The organism is Streptomyces sparsogenes (assembly GCF_001704635.1).
In the GTDB taxonomy this organism is placed as follows: Bacteria; Actinomycetota; Actinomycetes; order Streptomycetales; family Streptomycetaceae; genus Streptomyces; species Streptomyces sparsogenes.
The window spans coordinates 38,010-61,484 of the sequence record NZ_MAXF01000093.1; the positions used below are offsets into that span (position 1 = coordinate 38,010).

Consider the following 23,475-nt stretch of genomic DNA (forward strand, 5'->3'; position numbering starts at 1 on the left):
AGGGGGCGGCGGACATGACGATCGGTGTACTGCTGGCGCTGGCGGCCGGGCTGTCGGTGGCGGGGGTCGCGTACGGCGTACGGCTCTATCGCAGCGAGGCCAAGCTGCCCGCCGATCTGGCCGTGGCGCTGGAGGTCGGGGCGACGCGCACGACGGCGGTCGGCTCGGCCGTCGACCGGCTGGGCATGCGCTACGCCCCGTTCGTGCTGCGGCTGATGGGGGAGAAGCGGGTCGCGAAGGTGCGCCGCCGGATCGACCTGGCGGGCAATCCGGCCGGGTTGACGGTCGACCGCTACGCGGCGCGGCGCGCGGTGTACGGCGCCCTCGGCTTCGGCGGCGCCCTGGTGATGCTGATGAAGGGGCAGCTCCTGCTGGCCCTGCTGCTGGTCGCCTTCGGGCTGTTCTGGATCGAGGTCGGCATCTGGGCGGCGGTGCGGGAGCGCAGGGCCGCCATCGAGCGGACGCTGCCCGACTTCCTGGACGTGCTGGCGGTGGTGGTGAGCGCCGGTCTTGGCTTCCGGCAGGCGCTGGACCGGGTCGCGGAGAAGTACGAGGGCCCCTGGGCGGATGAACTCCGCATCACACTTCGGCAAATGGACATGGGGGTGAGCCGCAGACAGGCGTTCGAGGAACTGCGGAAGCGGAACGACTCGGAGCAGGTCGCCCAGTTCGTCACCGCGCTCCAGCAGGGCGAGGAGCTCGGCGCTCCGATCGTCGAGACATTGATCGCCATTGCGAACGACATGCGGCGCACCGACGCACAGAACGCCCGGCGGCGCGCGGCCCGCGCGGTGCCCAAGGCGACCATGGTGGTCACGACCTTCATGGTGCCCGGCACGATGATCCTGCTCATCGCGGGGTTCTTCATCGGCTCGGGCACGGACTTCGGCTCCATCACGGGGGATTGAGGGCGCCGGATTCGCCGAAGTGCCTTCGCGATTGCAATGGGATGTGGGACAGTCGGTCACGGAGAACTCCTCGGGGCCGGGAGGGGGTGAATCGCATGGGCCGCGCCCGCCGGAACGCGAAGCTGTCGTTCGAACGCTTCGAAATGGGCAGGCAATGGTGGATGAGGCACTGTTCCCGGGCAGGTATTCCGGCGTACTTTGCTCGTGTCGCGAGCGGCACCACGGGGGTTGAGTCGCCGGACCTGAGCGGTAAGGCCACCCATGGAGGGGAACACAATGGGGAAGCGCGTCATGCGGAACGACCGGGGGCAGACCTCGATCGAATACCTGGGCATCATCGCCGTGGTGGTCGCCATCGTCCTCGTCCTGTCGACCACGGACTTCGGCAGCATGATCGCGAACGCCATCTCCGACAAGATCTCCGAGGTCGTCGACATCTGACCGGGCCCGTGACCGCTCGCCGCTCCCGCCTCGCCGGTGACGCGGGGCAGGCGTTCCCGATCTACATCACCGCCGTGGCGGCCCTGCTCTTCCTCGCCCTCGCCCTCTTCGCCGTCGGCCAGGCGGGCGCCACCCGCAACGGCGGGCAGACCGCGGCCGACGCGGCGGCGCTCGGCGCGGCCGAGGACTTCCGCGACCAGGTGCGCAAGGGCCTGCTCGACGCGATCGCCGACGGCGCCTCCTGGGAGGAGCTGCTGACCGGCCGGGGCTTCGACCCGCCGCACGACCCGTGCGACCAGGCGCAGTGGTTCGCCGGCGAGAACGACGCGGACGTCGTTTCCGGCGGATGCGTCCCGGGCTATCTGCCCGTCTCCTTCACCGTCACGGTCAAGACCCGCAAGGCGGTCGGCAAGTCCGTCATCCCCGGTACGGAGACCAAGCACGCGACCGCGAAGGCCAAGGCGGTGGTGGAGCCCCGCTGCGTCCTCGACGAGCCGTCCCCGCTGCCCGACCCCACCGGGGACGGCAAGGGCGACGACGGCGGCAAGGACGACGGCGGCAAGGACGGCGGGGGCAAGGGGGACGGCGGCGGCAAGGACGATGACGGCAAGGACGATGACGGCAAGGACGACGACGGCAAGGACGAGAAGCCCGTCATCGACCTGGTCTGCGAGGGCGAGGACATCGCCATCGACCCCGAGCGCCTCGACCTCTTCCCCGACGCCAAGGACCTGTTCTCCGTACATCTCGCCGACTGAGGCACCGACTGAGGCACCGACTGAGGCACCGACTGAGGCACCGACTGAGGCACCCGAAGAGTAAAGGACAGCGAGTGATGAGCATTCGGCACACGACGAAGGCCCGGAGGGGGGCCGCCATGGGGGCACTCGCGGCAGCTCTGGCCCTCGCCGTGGCCGGGTGCGGCAGCGACGACGGCGGGAAGCGGGACGACGGCGCCTCGCCGAAGTCCACGGCCGCCAAGGACGACGGACGGGCCGGGGACGACGGCGGCAGCGACGGCGGGGACGACAACCGGAACGAGCCCGCGGCCGACTCGGACAAGACCATCGGCGAGATCAAGGGCCCGAACGGGATCGTCGTCACCCTGCACTCCGCCGTCCGGGACAGCGGCGGGTTCGTCACCGTGAACGGGACCGTGACCAACCACGGGGACCAGCTGTTCAACGCGGTGGACTGGCGCTCCAAGGAGACCGAGATGAAGTCCCGGTCCTCCGTGTCGGGCGCCTCGCTCGTCGACGAGGCCGGCAAGAAGCGCTATCTGGTGCTGCGGGACACCGACGGGGAGTGCCTGTGCACGACCGGGCTCTCGGGCATCAAGCCGGACGAGAGCCGCCCGCTGTTCGCCCAGTTCCCGGCGCCGCCGTCGGGTGTGACCAAGGTCGACTTCCAGATCCCGACCATGCCGTCGGTCAGCATCGAGCTCACGGGATGAGCGGGCGATGACCACACTCCACGACGGCCGAGCCGGGCGCCGCGCCCGCGCCCGCCGGGGCTCCGTCCTCGTCGCGCTCGCCTCCACCGCGCTCCTGGTCACCCCGTCCCCGGCGGCCCGCGCCGACAGCGGCCCCGGCGCCCCCGCCGACACCACGCCCCCCACGAAGATCGACGCCAAGGACCCCGACCTGCGGATGCCCGGGAGCGCCAAGCTGGCCCCCGGCCGGGTGCTGGACATCAAGTCCGTCGTCGAGACCGACGACGGGGACGAGCGCCGCGAGGACACCAACGCCAAGGTCAAGTTCGCGCTGCAGGCCGAGGTGCTGTTCGACAAGGACAGCTCCAAGCTGGGCGGCGAGGCCGGCGCGCGGATCAAGGCCATCGCCCAGGAGATCGAGAAGCAGAACGCGACCACCGTCCGCGTCTTCGGCTTCACCGACGACCTCGGCTCCGCGCTGCACGGCCTCAAGCTGTCCAAGGAGCGGGCCGACGCCGTCCAGCGCGCGCTCTCGGCGAACCTGGACTCCTCCGTCCACTACCAGATCCGCGGCTACGGCGAGCAGTACCCGATCGCGGACAACTCCACGGAGGAGGGGCGCAAGAAGAACCGCCGGGTCGAGGTCAGCTTCGGCCGCGCGGGCTAGCTCGGTTCGCGCCGACTCGGTTCGCGCCGGCTCGGTGCTCGGTTCGCGCCGGCGCGGTTCGCCGGGGGCCCCTGGATGTCCGTCCGGGCGCATGTCCCATGATGGTTGCGTTTGTCGCACCCGGACCGGGAGTCCCCCTGAGCACCGCCCTCGCCGAGACAGTCTCCGTCGCCCTGTTGCTGTGCGTGCTCGCCTTCGCCGTCGTACGGCCCCGAGGGTGGCCCGAGGCGGTCGCCGCGGTGCCCGCCGCCGGGCTGGTGGTGGCGGTCGGGGCGGTCTCCGTCCCGGACGTGTGCCAGGTGACCCACAGGCTGCTGCCGGTCGTCGGGTTTCTGGCCGCGGTGCTGCTGCTGGCCCGGATGTGCGCCGACGAGGGGCTGTTCGAGGCCGCCGGGGACGCGGTGGCCCGGGCCTGCCGGGGCCGTACGGACCGGCTGCTGGCCGGGGTCTTCGCGGTGGCCGCGGTGGTCACCGCCGTGCTCAGCCTGGATGCCACCGTGGTGCTGCTGACGCCCGTGGTGCTCGCCACCGCCGGCCGGCTCGGCGCCCGGGCGCGCCCGCACCTGTACGCGTGCGCCCACCTGGCGAACTCCGCGTCCCTGCTGCTGCCGGTCTCCAACCTGACCAATCTGCTGGCCCTGAAGGCCAGTGGGCTGTCGTTCACCCGGTTCGCCGTGCTCATGGCGCCCGCGTGGCTGGTGGCCATCGGCATCGAATACCTGGTCTTCCGCCGCTACTTCGCCGCCGACCTGGCCGCCGGGACCTCCCAGCCGCCGCCCGGCCGGCGGCCCGGGGTGCCGGTCTTCGCCCTGGTCGTGCTGGCGCTCACGCTCTGCGGGTTCGTCGTCACCTCGCTGGTCGGCGCGGATCCGGCCTGGGCGGCCTGTGCGGGCGCCCTGGTGCTGGCGGTGCGCGCGGTGGCGCGCGGCCGGGAGACCGTACGGGGCGTCGTCTCGGCCGCCGCGCCGCTGTTCTGCCTGTTCGTGCTCGCGCTCGGGATCGTGGTCGAGGCGGTGCTCGCGGGCGGGCTGCGCACCGGCCTGGCGCACCTGCTGCCCAGCGGGGACGGTCTGCCCGCGCTGCTCGCGATCGCCGGGGTGGCGGGCGTGCTGGCCAACCTCGTCAACAACCTGCCCGCGGTGCTCGCGCTGCTGCCGATCGCCGCCGCGGGCGGGCCCGGCCCGGTCCTCGCCGTGCTGATCGGCGTCAACCTGGGCCCGAACCTCACCTACGTCGGCTCGCTGGCCACCCTGCTGTGGCGGCGGGTGGTGCGCGGCGCCGGCGTGACCGGCCGCTCCGGCGAGTTCGGCCTGGGCGACTTCACCCGACTCGGGCTGCTGACCACCCCGGCCACGATGGCCGCGGCCACGGTCGCGCTGTGGGCGATGCTGCGGGCCACCGGCGGCTGAGCAGAAGGCCACCGGGGGCTGAGCCGAGGGCCACCGGCGGCTGAGCTACGGGCCACCGGCGGCTGAAAAGGAACCGCCGCGCGGGGAGGCTCCCCGCGCGGCGGTTCGGATACGGCGCTGCCGGCCGCTCAGGACTCGATCCAGTTGTGCGCCTGGGCCAGCTCGATCACCCGTCGGCGGATCTGCTTGATCTGGTCGGCGGTCAGGGTGCCGCCCACCTCGACCAGCGCCTCGGTCAGCTCCTGCCGGAACTCGGACACCGACAGCACGTCGCACATGGTGTCGTCGCCGGAGTCCGGGGACGGGCCCGGCACGTGGGTCCGGACGACGCCCCGCTGGATGATCCGGACCTCGGACGCCTTGGGGCCCTTGTCGCCGTACTCCGGGATGAACTCCACCTTGCTGCCCGGCTGGAACAGGTGCTTCTCGTCCAGCAGGTCGTTCGCGTGCATGAAGACGTCCTCGCCACCGTCGTCGGGAGCGATGAAGCCATAGCCGCGGAACTCGTCAAACCGCAGAATCTTGCCCGTGGTTGTCACCGTGCAACCCCTACCCCTGTACCTCTACCTCAACGACCCCGATACGCGATCGAGGGTGTCCAACCATGACACCGAGGCCTCAGCGTACAGCTCGGCCGGTGCCGCGGCCATGCGTCGGGCGGGCGGCTACGCGGCGGGCGGATGGACGGCGACGCGGGCTCCGGCCCGTATCCCCCAGCGTTCCATCGCCCCGGCTTCGGCCTCCAGGACATGGCGCGCGCGGGGCCGGGGCAGCCCGAGCCGGCCGGGGCGCATGGTGCGCACGGCCAGCACGGTCAGCCGGCGGTCCAGGTAGGCGACGTCGATGGCGAAGCGCATCCCGAAGGTGTGGACGCTGCTCGCGGGGGTGAGCAGCAGCGCGCCCGCCACCCCGTCCCGGCCGAGCAGCCCGCGGGTGCGGGCCCGGTAGGAGGCGGCGACCTCCAGGGGGATGTCGGTGGCGCCCACGCGCAGCGTTCCCGTGCCGTCCCGCCAGCGCCCCATCCCCGCCCGCCCTTCCGCCCGTCGCCGATGCCCGTCGCCGATGCCCGGCGGCCCGTGCCCGTCGCCGCCGGTGCCGCTGTGTCGCCGCTCCCGGTTGAGTCGGGTCGAGTGTCGCACCCGCCCCCGCTTCCGTAGGCTCGGCCCGTGCTTGTGCCCCTGGTCCTCCTGGCCGCCGGCTACGGCGCCGCGGCCGGACTGCTGGTGCCCCGAGCCCGCTATCGGCTGGCCGTGGAGCCCGAGGAGCCGTGGCGGACGGCCTGTCCGCGCGGCCACGCGCTCACCGGGGCGGCCCGGGGCTGGCTGGGGCTCGCCCGCTGCCCGGGCTGCCGGGCGGGGGAGCGGGACTACGGGGCGGGCGCGCCCGTGACCGCCGCCCTCACCGCGCTGGTGTGCGCGGCGCTCGCGGCGGCCGTCGGGGCGCGCCCCGAGCTGGCGGTGTGGCTGCTGCTCGCGCCGCCGATGGTGCTGCTGGCGGGCGTGGACCGGGCGGTGCACCGGCTGCCGGACGTGCTGACGCTGCCGCTGGCGGCCGGGGCGGCCGCGCTGCTCGGCGTGGCGTCGCTGCTGCCGCACAGCGCCGGGTCCTGGCGCCGGGCGCTGCTGGGCGGGGCGGCGCTGGGCGGGGCGTATCTGGTGCTCTTCCTGATCAGGCCGAGCGGGATGGGGTTCGGCGATGTGAAGCTGGCCCTGGGGCTGGGGATCGCGCTGGGCTGGTACGGCTGGGCGGTGCTGGTCCTGGGCGCGTTCGCCGGGCTGCTGCTGGGCTCCTGCTACGCCGTCGTCCTGCTGGCGACGCGCCGGGCGACGCGCGGGACCGGGATGGCGTTCGGCCCCTTCATGATCCTCGGCGCCTGCGCGGGCCTGCTGCTCGGGGGACTCGCCGCCTAGGGAGTGCCGGACGACACTCATTCTCTTGCTCGTCGGTGCCTGGACTATCCCTCACAAAGCGTTATGGTGGAAGCCCCCCCTCGGGCCGGTCCGTATCCCCCCCACGGACCGGCCCGCTTCTTTTGTGGGTGATTCCGGGGCGTACCGGCCGCCACCCCCGACGGAGCGCTCACCGGATGGTCACGGAGCGTAATCCCTTGGGGGGTGGGTAGTAGCGCCAGGGGGCGCATCCGGTTCGCCAGCGCCCCCCACCCGCAGTAGGGTGTCGGCCTTGGGCGGACCGCCATCGCAAGGCATTGCAAGGCACTGAGGGGCTGGAAGACGTGAAGTTGCGCGACCTGGTGTACGGCCTCTACGCACGCCGGGTGGAAGGCCGCCTCGACCACGCCCAGGTGCCCAAGCACATCGGCGTCATCCTCGACGGGAACCGCCGCTGGGCCCGCGCGGCCGGGGGAACCACCGAGCAGGGGCACAAGGCGGGCGCGAGCAAGATCCAGGAGCTGCTCGGCTGGTGCGACGAGACGGACGTCGAGGTCGTCACGCTCTGGATGCTGTCCACCGACAACCTCGACCGCCCCGAGAAGGAGCTGATCCCGCTCCTCGGCATCATCGAGGACGCGGTCCGCGACCTGGCCGCCGACGGGCGCTGGCGGATCCACCACGTCGGCACCATGGACCTGCTGCCCGCCCGTACCCAGGTGGTCCTCAAGGAGGCCGAGCAGGCCACGGACCACGTCGACGGCATACTCGTCAATGTCGCGATCGGCTACGGCGGCCGGCAGGAGATCGCCGACGCGGTGCGGTCCCTGCTGCTCGACCACGCGAGCAAGGGCACCAGCTTCGAGGAGCTGGCCGAGATCGTCGACATCGACCTCATCTCCGAACACCTGTACACCCGTGGGCAGCCCGACCCGGACCTGGTCATCCGCACCAGCGGCGAGCAGCGGCTGTCGGGGTTCATGCTCTGGCAGAGCGCCCATTCGGAGTACTACTTCTGCGAGGTCTTCTGGCCCGCCTTCCGCAAGGTCGACTTCCTCCGCGCGCTGCGTGACTACGCCGCACGTCACCGGCGGTACGGCTACTAGTCCCGTACGCGGTACGGCAGTCGGGCCCGGGCGGCTCACCCGTCCGTACGGTTTCCGCTACGCCCCCCGTCCCCTCCGGCTACGGGCGGGTCTCACAACGTTCATGTGCGCGCCGTCATATGCCATTGCATGGCCGCGCTCGTTCGAGGGAATATCCCTTCCAGGTCGACGCCCTGCCCCACCTGTCCTAAGGGGGTCGAACTGCCAGCGGGCGGCATGCGCCGTCCGTCCGGGAGGCCCTTTGCACACGGACGACTGTGCGGATCGTGCGTATGACGCGGAGGGCCGGCGCTCGGCCCTCCCCGCAGGGCCTGAGCCCGGTCCGTCCCCCGCCTGCGGGCCGGGGGACCCGTTCCCGCGACGCCGTCGCACCCCAACCTCTCCCGAGGGGGTTCGTCCACCCGTGGTGACCAGCAAGAAACGCCGCGAGCACGACCGGCGCACCTATGTCCTCGACACCAGCGTCCTGCTCGCCGACCCGAATGCCATGGCCCGCTTCGACGAGCACGAGGTCGTGCTGCCGGTCGTCGTGGTCACCGAGCTGGAGTCCAAGAGGCACCACCCGGAGCTGGGTTACTTCGCCCGCCAGGCGCTGCGCCTGCTGGACGAGTACCGGATCCGGTACGGCCGGCTGGACGCCCCGATCCCGATCGGCGATCTGGGCGGCACCTTGCGTGTCGAGCTCAATCACTCCGACCCGGGCGTGCTGCCCGCCGCCTTCCTGACCCACGGCGGCCGGGTGGGCGACAACGACTCGCGGATCCTCGCGGTCGCCAGGAACCTCCAGGCCGAGGGGTACGACGTCACGGTCGTCTCCAAGGACCTGCCGCTGCGCATCAAGGCGTCGTCGGTGGGGCTGCTCGCCGAGGAGTACCGCGCGGAACTGGCGATAACCGACTCGGGCTGGACCGGGATGGCCGAGCTGACGGTCTCCGCCGAGCAGGTGGACGACCTCTTCGCGGCCGAGACCGCGTACATCCCCGAGGCGGCGGAGCTTCCGGTGCACACGGGCCTGGTGCTCCAGTCGGAGCGCGGCAAGGCGCTGGGCCGGGTCACGCCGGACGGGCAGGTGCGGCTGGTGCGCGGCGACCGCGAGGCGTTCGGGATCCACGGGCGGAGCGCCGAGCAGCGCATCGCGCTCGACCTGCTGCTCGACCCGGAGATCGGGATCGTCTCGATGGGCGGCCGGGCCGGCACGGGCAAGTCGGCGCTGGCGCTGTGCGCCGGCCTGGAGGCGGTGCTGGAGCGCCGGCAGCACCGGAAGGTAATGATCTTCCGGCCGCTGTACGCGGTGGGCGGGCAGGAGTTGGGCTATCTGCCGGGCACCGAGGCGGAGAAGATGAGCCCGTGGGCCCAGGCGGTGTTCGACACGCTGTCGGCGGTGACCACCTCGGATGTGATCGAGGAGGTCGTGGGGCGCGGGATGCTGGAGGTGCTGCCGCTCACCCACATCCGGGGCCGCTCCCTCCATGACGCCTTCGTGATCGTGGACGAGGCTCAGTCACTCGAAAGAAACGTCCTGCTGACCGTTTTGTCCCGCATCGGCGCCAACTCCCGGGTGGTACTCACCCATGACGTGGCACAGCGGGACAATCTCCGCGTCGGGCGCTATGACGGCGTGGTGGCGGTGGTCGAAAAGCTCAAGGGACACCCGCTGTTCGCGCATGTCACCCTCACCCGCTCCGAGCGGTCGCCGATCGCGGCGCTGGTGACCGAAATGCTCGAAGACGGCCATATCTGAGGCAGTTGACCGGACGCCGCGCCGCCGAGCCGAAAGAGCTTAGCGGCGCGGCGTCTTGGCGCGCCTGGTTTTCCGGAAATCCTGGGGAGTAAACGGCGTGTGAGCTTTCACACGCAACGAAGAATTGCCTCCGGGCGTCCGCTTCCGGCAGTGTGTGGGTCCTGTCAGGCCCCGCGTACGGCACACCAGTACCCCCAGCGGTACGGAATCACAGCAGTATCAGAACTAAACAGCGTTCGCCGTACGCCGCCCGAGCACCTTGCGGCCCTCCCTGGGAGGGTCCACCGGGCCAGCGCCTCCCGTGGCCAGCCATTCCCCTGTACGACAGGGGGACGGAACAAGGGGAGGCCAGCGTCAGGGGGCACGATTGCGTCCGCGAGGTCACCTAAGCGGGCGATGCTGGAAGGAAACCGTGTGAGCCGGATTTCGGTCCGGGGATTCGCAGTGGCCTCCGCCACCGCGGTCACCACTGTGGGCGCTGTCGTCGGTGTCGCCGCGGGGGGCGAGCAGAGCTCGACCGACCCCTCGTACGAGGCGACGGCCGCCGACTCGACGCTCCTCGCGGACATACCCGCCGGCCAGCAGGCCGTGGCGCAGACCGCGTCCCTGACGCAGCAGGCGGACGTCCAGTCCACCGCGGCGGACGCGGAGGCGAAGAAGTCCGCGGAGGAGGCCGCTCGCAAGCAGGCCGCCAAGGACGCGAAGGCCAAGAAGCTGGCCGCCGAGAAGGCGGCCGCCGAGGCCAAGGCCGCCAAGGATCGCGAGGAGGCCAAGAAGAAGCTCGCCGCGAGCCGTTCGGCCACCCGCGACGCCGGCAGCTTCACGCAGCAGGCCTCGTACACCATCGCCGAGGTCCAGTCCATGGCGCGCCAGATCGTGCCGGCGGACCAGTTCCAGTGCTTCAGCAACATCGTGAGCCACGAGAGCGGCTGGAACTACAAGGCCACCAACGCCTCGTCCGGCGCATACGGTCTGGTGCAGGCGCTGCCCGGCTCCAAGATGGCCTCGGCGGGCGCCGACTGGCGCACCAACCCGGCCACCCAGATCAAGTGGGGCCTGAACTACATGAACGACCGCTACCAGAGCCCCTGTGGCGCCTGGTCGTTCTGGCAGGCCAACCACTACTACTGATGCCTCTCGGCTCACTCGGTCGCCCCCGGCGCTCGACCTCGCGAAACCCCCGACCGCAACCGGCCGGGGGTTTCCCGCGTCCCCAGCCTGTAACGTCTTCCCGACGACCGCGGGGGAACTGGGGGTAGGGGAAGCGAGATGTCCGCATTGCCACACTGGGTCGGCAGAATGGGCGCCGGCCTGACGCGGCTGGCCGAACGGCTGGAGCATCGTGCCGGGGCCGCCGACACCGACCCGTACGACCCGTACGACCCGTACGACGCGCAGGCCGCCGCGAGCCGGGACCAGGCCGCCGGCCACGGCCGCGCCGTGGGCTACGACGGCTACGACCGCGCCGTGCCGGGCGACGGCAGCGGCAGCGGCAGCGAGAACAGCCTCGGGGGCAGCGGCAGCGGCAGCGAGCACAGCCCCGGCGGCAGCGACAACAGCGGCGACAACAGCAGCGCCGACGGCGGGGCCCGGCCGGCGCCGGAGCCCGGGTCCCCCGGCGCGGCCCTCCCCGACGGAGCGGCCGAGCCCCCGGCCCGCCGGGAGCCGGCCAGCGTGCCCGCCCCGCCCGCCTACGCCCCCGCCGTCGCCGCCAGGCCCGACCCCGTCGCCGCCGTCCCCTGGGGTGTCCGGGTCGCCGCCGAGGTCGGCTGGCGGCTGCTGGTGCTCGCCGGCACCGTCTACGTCCTGATGACCGTCATCAGCGCGGTCGAACTGGTGGTGCTCTCCTTCACCGTCGGCCTGCTGATCACCGCGATGCTGGAGCCCACCGTCACCCGGCTGCGGAACCGGGGCGTCCCCCGCGGCCTGGCCACCGCCATCACCTTCATCTCCGGCTTCGTCATCATGGGGCTGGTCATCTGGTTCGTGGTCTGGCAGGTCATGGAGAACGTCGACGACCTGTCCAGCAAGGTCCAGGCGGGCATCGACGACCTGCGGCGCTGGCTGCTCAACAGCCCGTTCCACGTGACCGAGAAGCAGATCAACCAGGTCGCCAACAGCCTGCGCGACGCGATCGGCGCCAACACCGAGGAGATCACCTCGGCCGGCCTGGAGGGCGTCACGGTCGTCGTGGAGGTGCTGACCGGCATCCTGCTGGCGATGTTCAGCACGCTCTTCCTGCTGTACGACGGGCCGAAGATCTGGTCCTGGTTCCTCAAGCTCGTCCCGGCCCCGGCCCGCGAGGGCGTGGCGGGCGCCGGCCCCCGCGCCTGGACCACCCTCACCGCCTATGTGCGCGGCACGGTGCTCGTGGCCTTGATCGACGCCATCTTCATCGGCGTCGGCATCTTCTTCCTCGACGTCCCGATGGCCGTCCCGCTCGCCGTGTTCATCTTCCTCTTCGCCTTCATCCCGCTCGTCGGCGCCGTGGTCTCCGGCGCCCTGGCGGTCGTGGTGGCGCTGGTCACCCAGGGCGTGTGGACGGCGGCGATGGTGCTCGTGGTGGTGCTGGCCGTGCAGCAGATCGAGGGCCACATCCTCCAGCCCTTCATCCTCGGCCGCGCGGTGCGGGTCCACCCGCTCGCCGTGGTGCTCTCGGTCGCGGCCGGCTCGCTGATCGGCGGCATCGGCGGCGCGGTGGTGGCCGTACCGCTGGTGGCGGTCGCCAACACGGTCGTCGGCTATCTGCGGTCGTACAACCAGGAGGCCGCGCTGCGCCGGACCCAGGGGCCGCACGGGGCGACGGCGGTGGAGATCGCGCCGGCGCGGCGCGACGGGAGCGGCTAGCGGCAGGCCGTACACGTGCGCACGCGCGAGGGGCGGCCCCACCGGGTGGTGGGGCCGCCCCTCGCGCGTATACGGCGTACGTACGTACCGACGTAACGCCTGAGCCGTCAGCCGTCAGCCGTCAGCCGTTCGCGGCCAGGGCCGCCTCGGCGTCGAGCGTGGTGCCGACCGCCTGCACCACGGCGGCGATCTTGAAGGCCTCCTGGATCGTGTCGCGGTCCACGCCGGCCTTGCGGAGCACCTGCTCATGCGAGTCCAGGCACTGCCCGCAGCCGTTGATCGCGGACACCGCGAGCGACCACAGCTCGAAGTCGACCTTCTCCACGCCCGGGTTGCCGATGACGTTCATCCGCAGGCCCGCGCGCAGGGTGCCGTACTCCGGGTCCGACAGCAGGTGCCGGGTCCGGTAGAAGACGTTGTTCATCGCCATGATGGCGGCGGCCGACTTCGCGGCGCTGTAGGCCTCGGGCGTCAGATTGGCCTTCGCCTCCGGCTCCAGCTCCGTCAGCACGCGCGGCGAGCGCGAGGCGATCGCGCACGCGAGCACGGTGCCCCACAGCTGCTGCTGCGGCAGGTCGGAGTTGCCGATGACCGAGCCCAGGTTGAGCTTGAGGTCCTTGGCGTAGTCCGGCAGGGCGGACTTCAGGTCGTCGAGTGCCATGTCGGATCAGCTCACTCGCCCGAGAGGAGCTTGACCGGGTCCAGGGTCTCCTCGCCCTTGCTCCAGTTGCAGGGGCACAGCTCGTCGGTCTGGAGGGCGTCGAGGACCCGCAGGACCTCCTTGGGGTTACGGCCCACGGAACCGGCGGTCACCATGGTGAACTGGATCTCGTTGTTCGGGTCGACGATGAAGACGGCGCGCTGCGCGAAGCCGTCCTCGCCCTCGACGCCGCAGTCCCGCATCAGGTCGTGCTTCGAGTCGGCCAGCATCGGGAAGGGCAGGTCACGCAGGTCGGCGTGGTCCTTGCGCCAGGCGTGGTGGACGAACTCGGAGTCACCGGAGACGCCGAGGATCTGCGCGTCGCGGTCGGCGAACTCGTCGTTCAGCTTGCCGAACGCGGCGATCTCGGTCGGGCACACGAAGGTGAAGTCCTTCGGCCAGAAGAAAACCACGCGCCACTTGCCCTCGTAGGACTTGTGGTTGATCTGCTCGAACTCCTTGCCGCTCTCCAGCGACACGCAGGCGGTCAGGTCGTACTCGGGAAACTTGTCACCGACAGTGAGCACGTGCTCTCCTTGCAGCTTTCGCTTCGCGTAAGGAAACCCTTATGTGGCGGTTTCCTCGGGGTTGGACTCAGCAACCGTGCCACACCGGGCATTGATCAGTGAAATAGGCAAGCGATCGACTGTTGATAGCGGGTACCTATCAGTGCGGGCTCTGTCCTGGTCGCGAGCTTATTCTGAGGTGACTGTGACCTGGGCCAACGGCCCGGCTGGCTCCATGGCCGGACACGAAAGAGTGAGGCTCCCACCACGATCCGGTGGGAGCCCACTCGCCTAGGGAGGTCGGGCCTGGTCTGCCTGAGGCAGCTACTCTGCGTTGCCCCCGATGATCGGCCACCCGCCCTGGAACCGCTACGCGCTCAGCAGATGACCATGATCGTGAAGCAGGTTGTCTACCTCCGGCACTTCTTGGAAGTCCTGGAGTCGCCGGAGTACGGCACGGGCCCGCGATGCGGTCCGGTCGCTCGCCATATCGACGGACGCGGAGACGACGCGGCGGGCTTCCCCGGCCGCTTGCTCGGGTTCGTTGGCGTCGGCCAGGGCGATGGCGAGCCATGAGCGGTACAGGGCGACTTCGCGGGCGTGCGTGGCGTCGTACCGGCGGAGAACGTCGGTCAACAGCGGAACGGCGCGCAACGGGCGGTGAAGCTCGGTGAAGACCCGAGCATCCATCACCTCAAGCTCCTCCCTGCTCACCCAGTACGCCCATTGGGGAGTCTCTTCATTATCGGCTTCGGTCAACGCCTCGTGCGCCTGACCGAGCGCCTGAATGGCGGGCTGCGCCTGTTCGGCACGCGTGTACGCCCACGCGACGCGGTCGAAGAACAGCGCACGCGTCCTGGGCGGGGCATCCGGCCCGGCTTCCTCCACGGCGGCGCGGGCCAGGTCGAGCCCTGCGCGTTCTTGCCCGGTGTTGCTGAGCTGGTAGGCGAGGCTTCCCGCGAGATGCGCGACCAGGGGACTGTCACCTGCCTGCCGCGCCGCTTCGATGCCAAGGCGATACGCGCGTTCCGCTTGTTCGTGTCGCCCGGCGTCGCTGGCGATCCATCCGGCGATTTGGGCTAATTCGCCTATCTGGACGAGAAGCGCGCGGCCGACGGCTTCTGTGTGTGCGCTCTCTCGGTACAGCCGCATTGCTGCATTGAGTTCCCGGAACACGGGCGCCATGAGATCGCCCCCGGCGAGCACATCGTCAGCGAGTCGGAAGCCATGCACACGAGCAGCGAGTCTCGCCACGTCATCGCCTCCGATGCGGCGGCCGGTCCGGGAGGCAAGTGGCGCTAGCGGGTCGCCCGCCGGGATGACCTCAGAGAGGGTCGCGGCGGCTCCGATCGGCGGCCCTTCCAACTCACCCCGGGCGTATGCGGCGGCCCGCTCCAGCTCCCCGACGGGAACGCCCAGGACGTCCGCGATGCATGGAAGCCAGGTCTCGGGGATGCGCCCTCCGCGCTCCCATCGGGAGATCTCGTTCCGCGTGAGGGACTGAGTGCCCGAGACGGCACACAGCATTGCGGCAAGCTGCGGCTGACTCTTATGGGCATCGCGCCTCAGACGTGCCAGGTACGCGCCGAACTGCCGTCGCCGATCATCCGTCACCGCAGGCCCCCTCTCCCCTTCAGTGTGGCCCCTCCCTGGCCCCCTGTGCGGCTCCTCCCCGAGGTTTCCTCCGAACGGTTCGATGGATTTTCTGCCAACGACAGACCCCCGCGACCGCGCGAACGGCCCGGGGGCGTGGCTCCTCAACCCCTTGGAGGTTGATAAGCATGGCCCACGTTATCGCGTGGATCTTCGAAGCGCTGCTACGGCTGTTCTTGCCGTCGTCCGGCCGTCACCGTGCGGCCGGCGCCACCGACGGCCGCCCCGCAGTACAGCGCCAGAACACACCGACGGTGCCCACGGCGCGGGTACCCGACGCGCGCACGTGGCGCACGGCGGCCGAGTGCGTGACCGATTCCACCACTGAGGCTCACCGGATCTCCGGTCCGTCGGATGGCTATGGGACGGCCATGGTTCGGCCCTACTTCGTCGCGTGCGAACAGCAGTGCAACAGCCGTCCACGACTGAAGTTGCTGTGTGCTCCGCGCGGGGTGGCGGTGATCCGGTGACGGCCGAACGACGGACCGCCCCCGCCCTCTCCCATGGGTGCGCCCTGTGCGCCGCCCCCGGCGACTTCGGGCCCCATAACCCCACCGAGCCACGTTCGGGCCTGTGCCCTGCCTGCATCGCGGCCGGAAAGCCCACCCGCAACGGCCTTGAACAGGCCGTCGTGATTGTCGCCGGGCAGACACTTTCAGGAGTCGAAGCCTTCGACCTGGCCAACGCGACGCCCGAGGAACTGGCCTACCACCTTGGGGGAGTGAAACGGAGTCTGCGCAGCCTTCTTCAACTCTTCGCCCCGGTCGAGGGAGAGGGGGACCGTTGATGGCCGACGACCAACCGGACCGGGACGAGCGGCCGAAGATGACGATGCGCGTCTACACCGTGGCGCGCAATGGGATCGTCACCACCCGGCGCGCGATGGTGGCCGTCCTCGCCGGTGAGAAGAGCGATGCCTACTCTTTGGGGCAGGCGTGGCCGCCTTGCCAGTGCCCCCGTCATCGCGACCACAACAATCCCGACCGCTTCAAGCGGTTCTGAGACCGCCGTCTCCCCCCTGCCTCCGACTCCCGCAGAGGCAGGGGGGAGACGGTTCGACCTTCGATTGCCCCGTCACCGTTCACCACTGCGAGGCCACCGGGAACCCGCCCGCCTTGCCATGAAGTCCGGCCAGGTTGACCGGCACTAGCACACATCACTCGACTCACTGCCCGATGCACGGGGCACTCTCTTGGCGCATGAGGAATTGATTAGTGAAATAGCTAGACTGGGTGTTGTTGATTGGAGGTGCTTATCAGTTGGCCGCTTCATCCATACCCGGGGCGCCCGGGGGCAGGGCGCCCGTGCCCGGGGGCAAGCCGCGTCAGCCCAGCCTCTCCCAGCTCAGAGCGTTCGCCGCGGTCGCCGAGCATCTGCACTTCCGCGATGCCGCGGCCGCCATCGGCATGAGCCAGCCCGCGCTGTCGGGGGCCGTCGCCGCGCTGGAGGAGGCGCTCGGGGTGCAGCTCCTGGAGCGTACGACGCGCAAGGTGCTGCTCAGCCCGGCAGGGGAGCGTCTGGCCGCCCGCGCCCGCACGGTGCTGGAGGCAGTGGGCGCGCTGATGGAGGAGGCGGAGGCGGCGCGGGCGCCGTTCACCGGGGTGTTGCGGCTCGGAGTGATCCCGACCGTGGCGCCGTATCTGCTGCCGACCGTGCTGCGGCTGGTGCGGAAGCGCTATCCGCTGCTCGACCTCCAGGTCCACGAGGAGCAGACCGCCTCGCTGCTGGACGGGCTGGCCCACGGCCGGCTCGACCTGCTGCTGCTCGCGGTCCCGCTGGCCGCCCCCGGGGTGGTCGAGCTGCCGCTGTTCGACGAGGACTTCGTGCTGGTCACGCCCCGGGACCACTGGCTCGGCGGGCGGAGCGACATTCCGCGCGCGGCCCTGAAGGAGCTGGATCTGCTGCTGCTCGACGAGGGCCACTGCCTGCGCGACCAGGCCCTGGACATCTGCCGCGAGGCGGGCCGCACGGAAGGCGCCCCGGTGACCACGAGCGCCGCCGGCCTCTCCACGCTGGTCCAGCTCGTCGCGGGCGGACTCGGGGTGACCCTGCTGCCCCGCACGGCGCTGCGCGTGGAGACCGGGCGCAGCGAGCAGCTCACCACCGGATACTTCGCCGACCCGGCCCCCTCACGCCGGATCGCGCTGGCGATGCGGGCGGGGGCGGCGCGGCAGGAGGAGTTCGAGGCGTTCGCGGGGGCGCTGCGGGAGGCGCTGGGGCCGCTGCCGGTGCGGATCGCGAAGGGGTGAGGCGGGCGCCTCAGTGGCGGCCTATGGCCAGGATCGCGGCCACGTCCAGGGTGACCTCGGCGCCGATCGAGCCGGGGAGGGTGATTTTCTCACCCGGCGCGTAAATACGGTGCCTGTCGTACCCGCTGTCAGCGAGGTCCGTCAGCAGATGTACGCGGCCGTGCTTCCGGTTGACGATCACATAGACCGGGATCATGGCCTGTGCGTATGCGACGACCTTGTTCCGCAGGTCGTTGTTGTGATTGGACGAGGTGACTTCGACGACCAGGCGGAACACTGCCGGGTCATAGCAGTTGTTCCCGCGGGGGTGCTCCTTGTAGTCGGCGTCCACGATCGAGAGGTCCGGAATCGCATAGTCCTCCGGCCCGTTCGGCAGCCACAGACCAATCCCTTGGATCACCTTCGTTTCCTGCCCGTGGAGGCCCGCTGTGAGGAAAGGGAGCATGAGGTCGGTCAGCGTCACGGCATGCGACGCATCGGGGAGAGGGGTCACGGTGAGCACGCCGCCGATGATCTCGACTCGCCACCCCGGGAGCCGGTCCATGAGCTCGTTGGCTGCATCGAGCAGAGTCATCGCCTTTCGCCCTCCCAGTGGCCGGTGTCGAGAGCATCCTCGTAGGCCGCGCCACCGTCCTGTGTCCCGTACCAGCGGATTCACCCCAACGAGTGGCATAAACCCCGAAACACCCGACCGCCGGGCCCTTCCCGCAGGTGGGAAGGGCCCGGCGGCCATCGCGCGCTGAGCGGGCGCTACTCCGTACGGAGCCCCTCCGGACGCATCATGCGCCACAGCGGCCCCATGCTGACCAGGGTCACCAGCAGGATCACGCCCGCGCCGATGCCGGTCATCGAGGTGACGCTCGCCCAGTCCACGGCGACCGGCTCGTCGACCAGCTTCAGCAGAATCGCGCCCAGGGCGATGCCGCCCGCGACCGACAGCGCCAGCCCCAGCACCACCGGGATGGCGGTCTGCCACAGCACCGACCAGCCGAGGGTGGAGCGGCGGGTGCCGAAGGCGACCAGGACCGAGAGCAGCTTCTTGCGGTCGCGGAGCTGCTCCAGCATGGACACGATCATGCTCGCGCCGATGAGCAGCAGCGTCGCGGAGGCGCCGATGAACAGGCCGCGCTCGATGGTCTGGAACTCCTTCGACTCCGAGGTGCCCCACAGCTGGTAGATGTCCATCTGCGGGGAGAGCCGGGCCGCGGTGTTCCGGGCGTACTCGATGGCGTCCGGCACCTTGGGGTCGAGCCGGAGCAGGACCTGCACCGACGCGTTGTCCAGGTCGGCGATGTCGAAGGCGCCCGGGGTGGCCAGGATGCCGGAGCGCTCGCCGCCCGCCGGGTCCCGCTTGATGGGCACGACCGGCGCGGACCTGGGGATCGTCCACAGCCGCGGCTTGTCGCGGTCGGCGTTGTAGTCCTTGTCGAAGCTGAGGTTGACCCTCGCGCCCGGCTTGGTGAAGTACGTCTCGTCGTCGTACTCCCCGGGCTCGGTGACGAAGACGTCGCCGTCGCGGCAGTCGCCGATCCGCGCGAACTCCTTCAGCGTGGCGCAGTCGCCGACCATCAGGTTGCCGGTCGGGACGTCGCTCGGGTCCTTGACCTTGCTGCGCGGGTCGGAGACCGAGGCCTCGGCCAGGCCGAGCGCCTGGCGCACGCCCTTGGTGTGGGCGTATCGCGCGATGGCGTCGCGCGCCTGGGCGCCGGTGTCCACCGAGACCTGCGCCGACACATCGGCGCGGGTGGGGTCCTGCCCGGTGGGGGAGGTGCTGTCGTGCCGCGCGGCCGCGAAGAGCATCTGGATCGCGATCGCCCCGGCCACGGCGACCGTGATGCCGCTGACCGCGCGCGAGGCGGAGCCGCTGCTGAGCTGGAGCCGCCGGGTGGCGAGCTGCCACGGGACGGGGCCGCTGCCGAAGCGCTGGACGACGGCCTCGACCAGCCAGGGCAGCAGCGCGGTGATGCCGACGAGCATCAGCACCGCGCCGGCCGCGACCTGGTAGGTGGCGCCGGAGCCGTGTCCCGACTGGCCGATGAGCGGCAGGAGCAGCGCGAGGCCGAGGAGGGGGAGCACCAGCCGCCACCACAGCCGGCGCCGCTTGGGCGTGGCGCTGCGCACCACGCCGAGCGGCTCGATGGCGATGCCGCGCAGCGCGAACAGGGTGACCACGACGGCGCAGGCCGGCACGGCGAGGGCGATCAGCGTGGCGAGCGCGGGGGACGGCTTGAGGTCGGAGGCGAAGAAGCTGGTGTCGAACACCGTGATGCCTTCGATGAACTGCCTGACCAGCAGGAAGACCCCCCAGCCCACCGCCAGCCCGAGGACGGCGCCGGCCAGCGCCTCCCCGGCCGCGATCCGCCGCGTCATATGGCTGTCGGCGCCCACCAGGCGCAGCGCGGCGAGCCGCCGGTCGCGGCGCTCGCCGCCGAACCGGACGGCGGTGGCGATGAAGATGACCACGGGCAGCAGCAGCACCACACAGCCGACCACGATCAGCATCAGCAGGATGGGGTCCAGCTCTCCGGGCGGGGAGTCGTTGCCCCAGTGGTCGAGGCGGGCGTTGCTCTCCGCGATGGCCTCGGGGTCGACGCCCGCGTAGTACATCAGCTCGTTGGGCCCGGACAGCCCCTCGTCGCCGATCGTGCCGACGATCTTGTCGTCGAGGCGCTGCCTGAGCAGCCCGCTGTCACCGGCGGCGAGCAGCTCCTTCAGGGCGGGGGAGACCACCATCTCGCCGGGCGCGGGGATCCGGTCCAGACCCGGGGGGACGGGAGGCTTGTCGCCCTCGGGGGCGAGCAGGAGGCCCGAGATGTCGGTGCCGTGGAAGGTGGTGTGCCCCCAGCCGAGCCGCAGCGTGTGGGGGCCCGGTTTGAGGTCGTTCGAGTAGCTGCTCCCGTACGAGCGGGCGTTGTTGCGGTCCTGGCGGGCGGAGACGAGGTGGGGGACGGACGTGGCGAACAGCAGCAGCCCCACACCGAGTCCGACGCCGACCGCCGTCAGGAGGGTCCTGGCCCAGCTCTCCCGGCCGCCGGCGACCGCCAAGCGGGCCCCCATGGCCAGGTCGGCGGCCCAGCGGGCCGGGCCGACGCGGTCGCGGCGCTCCGGGCGGGCCGGGGGCGCCGGGGCCGCTCCGCCGCCGTCCCGCTCGATACGGTCCTGGGCCCGCGGCAGCGGGGTCACCTTGCCGCTCACCGGGCGCCCGCCATGTCCCGCGCCTTGCCGTCCCGCACGACGACCTCGCGGTCGGAGTACGCGGCGACGCGCGCCTCGTGGGTGACCAGGACGACGGCGGCGCGGGTCTCCCGGGCGGCCTCGGTGAGCAGCTCCATCACCCGCTCGCCGTTGAGGGAGTCCAGGGCGCCGGTCGGCTCGTCGGCGAACAGCACGCGCGGGCCGCTGACCAGGGCGCGGGCCACGGCGACCCGCTGCCCCTGGCCGCCGGAGACCTCACCGGGCCGCTTGGCGCGCACATCGGCGACCTCCAGCCGCTCCAGCCAGGACAGCGCGCGGCTCTCCGCCTCCTTGCGCCCCACGCCGGTCAGCCGCAGCGGCAGCGCCACGTTCTCCACGCAGCTCAGCTCGGGCACCAGCTGGCCGAACTGGAAGACGAAGCCGAACTCGCCGCGGCGCAGCGCGCTGCGCCGGGAGTCCGACATGGCGGAGAGCAGCTGCCCGTCGTAGTGGACGGTGCCCGCGTCGGGGGTGACGATCCCGGCGAGGCAGTGCAGCAGGGTGGACTTCCCGGAGCCGGAGGGGCCCATGACCGCGACGACCTCGCCGGGGTGGATGGAGAAGTCGGCGCCGTCGAGGGCGGGGGTGGGGCCGTAGGCCTTGCGCAGCCCTTCGGCTGTGAGGAGCGAGCCTGCCGGGGTCATGGGGTTACCGCCTTGGCGAGTTGGCCGAGACGCGCGGCGGTGAGCTCCAGCCAGCGCAGGTCGGCCTCGAGATGGAAGAGGGCGTGGTCGCAGATGAGCTGGTCGCTGAGGTCTCCGGCGCGCTTGCGCTGGGTGAGTTCGCGCATCAGCCGCAGATGTTCGGCGCGCTGCACATCGAGCAGGTCCGCGGCATCCCGGCCGGTCATCAGCGCGAGGACGACCTTGGTGTAGAGGACGGACTGGAGGTACGGCTCGGGCTTCTCGGGCTGTCCGAGCCACTGCTCCACATCGGTGATGCCGGCCTCGGTGATGGCGTAGCGCTTGCGCTCGGGGCCGCCACCGTGCTCGATGCCGTCGACCTCGACGAGGCCGTTCTTCAGAAGCCGGGACATGGTCGAGTAGACCTGTCCGTAGTGCAGCGGGCGGTCGTGCCCGAATCTCTCGTCGAAGGCCCGCTTGAGGTCGTAGCCGTGGCGCGGGCCGGACTCCAGGAGCCCGAGCAGGGTGTGGCCGATTGACATGCGCAGCACTCTACACCATGCGTATACCTAGAGTGTATAGATGCGGAGGGCGGGGCGTTTCCGCAGGTGGGAGTGGGTTGGGGGGAGAAAGGGGAGAGCCCCCGGGCTATCCCTCTCGGGGTGGCTCCGGGGGCCTGGGGGCGCGGGGCGGGCGGCCGCGGCGGGGGATGGGGGCCGCGGTGCGGGGCAGCCGCCCCGCCTCCGCCAGCGCCTTCCGCAGCAGGAACTCGATCTGCGCGTTGGCGCTGCGCAGCTCGTCCGAGGCCCACCGCGCGAGCGCGTCGTGCACCGCGGGGTCGAGCCGCAGCAGCACCTGCTTGCGCTGCCGCCGCCCGTCCGTGCCGGACGCCGCCTCCGGCTCCCCGGCCCCCTGCGGCTCGCTGGGCTCCGTCACTGGTAGAGCGTGCCCGTGTTGAGGACCGGCTGCGGGGAGCGGTCGCCGCACAGCACGACCATCAGATTGCTGACCATGGCCGCCTTGCGCTCCTCGTCCAGCTCGACGATCCGGTCCTCGGCGATCCGGGCCAGCGCGGCCTCCACCATGCCGACCGCCCCGTCCACGATCTGCCGGCGCGCCGCGACCACCGCGCCCGCCTGCTGGCGCTGGAGCATGGCGGAGGCGATCTCGGGGGCGTACGCGAGGTGGGTGAAGCGGGACTCGATGATGCGCACCCCGGCCGCCTCGACCCGGGCGTGCAGCTCGACCGCGAGCTTCTCGGTGATCTCCTCGGCGTTGCCGCGCAGGGACAGCGCGTCCTCGTCGTGGGCGTCGTAGGGGTACTCGATGGCGATGTGGCGCACCGCGGCCTCGGTCTGGGTGGAGACGAACTCCAGGAAGTCGTCCACCTCGAACACCGCCTGCGCGGTGTCCTCGACCCGCCAGACGACGACGGCGGCCAGCTCGATCGGGTTGCCGTACGCGTCGTTGACCTTGAGCACCGGGGTCTCGTGGTTGCGCACCCGGGTGGAGATCTTCCTGCGGCTGGTGAAGGGGTTGACCCAGCGCAGGCCCTCGGTGCGGATGGTGCCCTTGTAGCGGCCGAAGAGCTGGACCACGCGGGCCTGGCCCGGGGCGATCGCGCACAGCCCGCGCATCGCGACCAGGGAGGCGATGAGCACGGCGACGCCGAGGAGGATCAGCGCGGGGTTGGCGGTGTCCTCGTAGTCGTACTCCGAGGTGTCGGCCCCGGCCGCGATCAGGACCGGGCCCGCGATCAGGCCGATCAGGCCGAGCAGCAGCGCGAGGCCGCCGCTGATGCTGCGGGCGGGCCGCTCCGTCACCCGGGGCTCGGGCAGGGGCGGTATGTCGGCGGCGGGTGTGATGTCGGACATGCTGGACATGGAGGTTCCCCCGGTTTGTGCTGGTAGGCGGGTTGCCGCGGGCCGTATGGCCGCTAACAATGTGCTAGCACTTTAACGGAAGAAGGCAACCCCTGGGGGCGGCCGGACGTCTGTTCCCGGTGGATGGGTGCTCTTTTTCACCTTCCGGAAAAACTGGATCGATGAGCATTTGACGTCAGTTGCGGTG

The 23,475-nt window shown here is 71.2% G+C and carries 25 protein-coding genes; 14 read left to right on the forward strand and 11 right to left on the reverse strand.

All coding sequences use genetic code 11. The features are described 5' to 3' along the window. Positions 1 to 14 precede the first annotated feature (14 nt). From BBH68_RS18605 to BBH68_RS18625, 6 genes are all read left to right on the forward strand, one after another. Positions 15 to 908 (forward strand): DUF5936 domain-containing protein, encoded by an 894-nt coding sequence (locus BBH68_RS18605; protein ID WP_065963885.1) that lies wholly within the window; start codon positions 15 to 17, stop codon positions 906 to 908. A 276-nt stretch (positions 909 to 1,184) separates the two neighbouring features. Then, positions 1,185 to 1,349: a hypothetical protein gene (locus BBH68_RS41995; protein ID WP_170066575.1), complete on the forward strand. Its 165-nt coding sequence runs from the start codon at positions 1,185 to 1,187 to the stop codon at positions 1,347 to 1,349. An 8-nt stretch (positions 1,350 to 1,357) separates the two neighbouring features. After that, the gene (locus BBH68_RS18610; RefSeq protein WP_065963887.1) at positions 1,358 to 2,107 is read left to right on the forward strand and encodes a hypothetical protein; all 750 of its coding nucleotides are present in this window, start codon (positions 1,358 to 1,360) and stop codon (positions 2,105 to 2,107) included. A gap of 77 nt (positions 2,108 to 2,184) precedes the next feature. Further along, a complete protein-coding gene (locus BBH68_RS18615) occupies positions 2,185 to 2,802 on the forward strand; it encodes a hypothetical protein (protein ID WP_065963889.1) in 618 nt (205 codons plus the stop codon). 7 nt (positions 2,803 to 2,809) lie between these two features. Continuing rightward, positions 2,810 to 3,448, forward strand: coding sequence for an OmpA family protein (locus BBH68_RS18620; RefSeq protein WP_079151066.1), 639 nt, complete (start codon positions 2,810 to 2,812; stop codon positions 3,446 to 3,448). Between the two features lie 101 nt (positions 3,449 to 3,549). Continuing rightward, entirely contained in the window at positions 3,550 to 4,857 is a 1,308-nt protein-coding gene (locus tag BBH68_RS18625; RefSeq protein WP_174589049.1) for an SLC13 family permease, read from the forward strand. Between the two features lie 128 nt (positions 4,858 to 4,985). Here BBH68_RS18625 and BBH68_RS18630 read toward each other — a convergent pair whose 3' ends face one another. Together BBH68_RS18630 and BBH68_RS18635 are read right to left on the reverse strand one after the other, a co-directional pair. Further along, complete coding sequence (locus BBH68_RS18630) at positions 4,986 to 5,396, reverse strand: cold shock domain-containing protein (protein WP_065963890.1); 411 nt, start codon at positions 5,394 to 5,396, stop codon at positions 4,986 to 4,988. A gap of 126 nt (positions 5,397 to 5,522) precedes the next feature. Continuing rightward, the gene (locus BBH68_RS18635) at positions 5,523 to 5,879 is read right to left on the reverse strand and encodes a DUF192 domain-containing protein (RefSeq protein WP_065963892.1); all 357 of its coding nucleotides are present in this window, start codon (positions 5,877 to 5,879) and stop codon (positions 5,523 to 5,525) included. Between the two features lie 144 nt (positions 5,880 to 6,023). On the opposite strand from BBH68_RS18635, the gene BBH68_RS18640 reads away from it, so the two are divergent. The 5 genes from BBH68_RS18640 (at position 6,024) to BBH68_RS18660 (ending at position 12,440) form a co-directional block, all read left to right on the forward strand. Then, the gene (locus tag BBH68_RS18640) at positions 6,024 to 6,767 is read left to right on the forward strand and encodes a prepilin peptidase (RefSeq protein WP_065963894.1); all 744 of its coding nucleotides are present in this window, start codon (positions 6,024 to 6,026) and stop codon (positions 6,765 to 6,767) included. Between the two features lie 323 nt (positions 6,768 to 7,090). Then, entirely contained in the window at positions 7,091 to 7,852 is a 762-nt protein-coding gene (locus BBH68_RS18645) for an isoprenyl transferase (RefSeq protein ID WP_065963895.1), read from the forward strand. A gap of 403 nt (positions 7,853 to 8,255) precedes the next feature. Then, on the forward strand, positions 8,256 to 9,593 hold the full coding sequence (gene phoH2, locus BBH68_RS18650; RefSeq protein ID WP_065963898.1) for an RNA 5'-3' helicase PhoH2: 1,338 nt from the start codon (positions 8,256 to 8,258) through the stop codon (positions 9,591 to 9,593). Positions 9,594 to 10,007: 414 nt separating this feature from the next. Further along, the gene (locus BBH68_RS18655) at positions 10,008 to 10,724 is read left to right on the forward strand and encodes a lytic transglycosylase domain-containing protein (protein WP_065963899.1); all 717 of its coding nucleotides are present in this window, start codon (positions 10,008 to 10,010) and stop codon (positions 10,722 to 10,724) included. Positions 10,725 to 10,862: 138 nt separating this feature from the next. After that, positions 10,863 to 12,440, forward strand: a complete 1,578-nt coding sequence (locus BBH68_RS18660) for an AI-2E family transporter (RefSeq protein ID WP_065963901.1) — start codon at positions 10,863 to 10,865, stop codon at positions 12,438 to 12,440. A gap of 121 nt (positions 12,441 to 12,561) precedes the next feature. Here the strand turns inward: BBH68_RS18660 and BBH68_RS18665 are convergent, their stop codons facing one another. From BBH68_RS18665 to BBH68_RS18675, 3 genes are all read right to left on the reverse strand, one after another. Then, positions 12,562 to 13,101, reverse strand: coding sequence for an alkyl hydroperoxide reductase (locus BBH68_RS18665; protein WP_065963903.1), 540 nt, complete (start codon positions 13,099 to 13,101; stop codon positions 12,562 to 12,564). Between the two features lie 11 nt (positions 13,102 to 13,112). Next, the gene (locus BBH68_RS18670; RefSeq protein ID WP_065963904.1) at positions 13,113 to 13,667 is read right to left on the reverse strand and encodes a peroxiredoxin; all 555 of its coding nucleotides are present in this window, start codon (positions 13,665 to 13,667) and stop codon (positions 13,113 to 13,115) included. A 348-nt stretch (positions 13,668 to 14,015) separates the two neighbouring features. Next, positions 14,016 to 15,260: a helix-turn-helix domain-containing protein gene (locus tag BBH68_RS18675; RefSeq protein ID WP_079151067.1), complete on the reverse strand. Its 1,245-nt coding sequence runs from the start codon at positions 15,258 to 15,260 to the stop codon at positions 14,016 to 14,018. 167 nt (positions 15,261 to 15,427) lie between these two features. On the opposite strand from BBH68_RS18675, the gene BBH68_RS41515 reads away from it, so the two are divergent. From BBH68_RS41515 to BBH68_RS18685, 3 genes are all read left to right on the forward strand, one after another. Then, positions 15,428 to 15,769 (forward strand): hypothetical protein, encoded by a 342-nt coding sequence (locus BBH68_RS41515; RefSeq protein ID WP_076970796.1) that lies wholly within the window; start codon positions 15,428 to 15,430, stop codon positions 15,767 to 15,769. A 316-nt stretch (positions 15,770 to 16,085) separates the two neighbouring features. Beyond that, entirely contained in the window at positions 16,086 to 16,301 is a 216-nt protein-coding gene (locus tag BBH68_RS18680) for a hypothetical protein (RefSeq protein WP_065963946.1), read from the forward strand. 257 nt (positions 16,302 to 16,558) lie between these two features. Next, on the forward strand, positions 16,559 to 17,548 hold the full coding sequence (locus BBH68_RS18685; protein ID WP_425428823.1) for a LysR substrate-binding domain-containing protein: 990 nt from the start codon (positions 16,559 to 16,561) through the stop codon (positions 17,546 to 17,548). A 10-nt stretch (positions 17,549 to 17,558) separates the two neighbouring features. Here BBH68_RS18685 and BBH68_RS18690 read toward each other — a convergent pair whose 3' ends face one another. From BBH68_RS18690 to BBH68_RS18715, 6 genes are all read right to left on the reverse strand, one after another. After that, positions 17,559 to 18,122, reverse strand: coding sequence for a Uma2 family endonuclease (locus BBH68_RS18690; protein ID WP_065963907.1), 564 nt, complete (start codon positions 18,120 to 18,122; stop codon positions 17,559 to 17,561). A gap of 176 nt (positions 18,123 to 18,298) precedes the next feature. Continuing rightward, positions 18,299 to 20,605, reverse strand: a complete 2,307-nt coding sequence (locus BBH68_RS18695) for an FtsX-like permease family protein (RefSeq protein ID WP_079151070.1) — start codon at positions 20,603 to 20,605, stop codon at positions 18,299 to 18,301. Positions 20,606 to 20,739: 134 nt separating this feature from the next. Then, entirely contained in the window at positions 20,740 to 21,426 is a 687-nt protein-coding gene (locus BBH68_RS18700) for an ABC transporter ATP-binding protein (RefSeq protein WP_065963909.1), read from the reverse strand. Next, on the reverse strand, positions 21,423 to 21,947 hold the full coding sequence (locus BBH68_RS18705; RefSeq protein WP_065963951.1) for a PadR family transcriptional regulator: 525 nt from the start codon (positions 21,945 to 21,947) through the stop codon (positions 21,423 to 21,425). Before BBH68_RS18705 ends, BBH68_RS18700 begins: the two co-directional genes overlap by 4 nt. A gap of 106 nt (positions 21,948 to 22,053) precedes the next feature. Continuing rightward, positions 22,054 to 22,341, reverse strand: a complete 288-nt coding sequence (locus BBH68_RS18710; protein WP_065963911.1) for a type II toxin-antitoxin system antitoxin — start codon at positions 22,339 to 22,341, stop codon at positions 22,054 to 22,056. Continuing rightward, positions 22,338 to 23,279: an SPFH domain-containing protein gene (locus BBH68_RS18715; RefSeq protein ID WP_174589050.1), complete on the reverse strand. Its 942-nt coding sequence runs from the start codon at positions 23,277 to 23,279 to the stop codon at positions 22,338 to 22,340. Before BBH68_RS18715 ends, BBH68_RS18710 begins: the two co-directional genes overlap by 4 nt. Positions 23,280 to 23,475 lie beyond the last annotated feature (196 nt).